The sequence below is a fragment of the Nostoc sp. genome, assembly GCF_036917775.1.
GTDB lineage: Bacteria > Cyanobacteriota > Cyanobacteriia > Cyanobacteriales > Nostocaceae > Nostoc.
On the sequence record NZ_JBALEQ010000104.1, the window covers coordinates 1 to 1,510 of the forward strand.

At 54.8% G+C, this 1,510-nt stretch carries 1 rRNA gene; it reads right to left on the reverse strand.

The features are described from left to right. Positions 1 to 20: 20 nt before the first annotated feature. Positions 21 to 1,509 (reverse strand): 16S ribosomal RNA (locus V7K69_RS21195). Between the last annotated feature and the right edge of the window lies 1 nt (position 1,510).

Consider the following 1,510-nt stretch of genomic DNA (forward strand, 5'->3'; position numbering starts at 1 on the left):
AGGGGTGTAGGTCTCCCTAAAAAGGAGGTGATCCAGCCACACCTTCCGGTACGGCTACCTTGTTACGACTTCACCCCAGTCACCAGTCCTGCCTTAGGCATCCTCCCCCCCGAAAGGTTGGAGTAATGACTTCGGGCACTACCAGCTTCCATGGTGTGACGGGCGGTGTGTACAAGGCCCGGGAACGAATTCACTGCAGTATGCTGACCTGCAATTACTAGCGATTCCTCCTTCACGCAGGCGAGTTGCAGCCTGCGATCTGAACTGAGCTCCGGTTTACGGGATTTGCTTGCATTCGCATGCTTGCTGCCCTCTGTCCGGAGCATTGTAGTACGTGTGTAGCCCAAGGCGTAAGGGGCATGCTGACTTGACGTCATCCCCACCTTCCTCCGGTTTGTCACCGGCAGTCTCTCTAGAGTGCCCAACTTAATGCTGGCAACTAAAAACGAGGGTTGCGCTCGTTGCGGGACTTAACCCAACATCTCACGACACGAGCTGACGACAGCCATGCACCACCTGTGTTCGCGCTCCCGAAGGCACTCTCAGCTTTCACCGAGATTCGCGACATGTCAAGCCTTGGTAAGGTTCTTCGCGTTGCATCGAATTAAACCACATACTCCACCGCTTGTGCGGGCCCCCGTCAATTCCTTTGAGTTTCACCGTTGCCGGCGTACTCCCCAGGCGGGATACTTAACGCGTTAGCTACGGCACGGCTCGGGTCGATACAAGCCACGCCTAGTATCCATCGTTTACGGCTAGGACTACTGGGGTATCTAATCCCATTCGCTCCCCTAGCTTTCGTCCCTCAGTGTCAGTTACGGCCTAGCAGAGCGCCTTCGCCACCGGTGTTCTTCCTGATCTCTACGCATTTCACCGCTACACCAGGAATTCCCTCTGCCCCGAACGTACTCTAGCTATGTAGTTTCCACTGCTCTTATCTAGTTGAGCTAGACTCTTTAACAGCAGACTTACATTGCCACCTGCGGACGCTTTACGCCCAATCATTCCGGATAACGCTTGCATCCTCCGTATTACCGCGGCTGCTGGCACGGAGTTAGCCGATGCTTATTCCTCAGGTACCGTCATTGTGTTCTTCCCTGAGAAAAGAGGTTTACGACCCAAGAGCCTTCCTCCCTCACGCGGTATTGCTCCGTCAGGCTTTCGCCCATTGCGGAAAATTCCCCACTGCTGCCTCCCGTAGGAGTCTGGGCCGTGTCTCAGTCCCAGTGTGGCTGATCGTCCTCTCAGACCAGCTACTGATCGTCGCCTTGGGAGTCCATTACACTTCCAACTAGCTAATCAGACGCGAGCTCATCTCTAGGCAGTTAACCTTTCACCTCTCGGCACATCCGGTATTAGCCACCGTTTCCAGTGGTTGTCCCAGACCTAGAGCCAGATTCTCACGCGTTACTCACCCGTCCGCCACTGTGTCCGAAGACACCGTTCGACTTGCATGTGTTAAGCATACCGCCAGCGTTCATCCTGAGCCAGGATCAAACTCTCCGTTTTG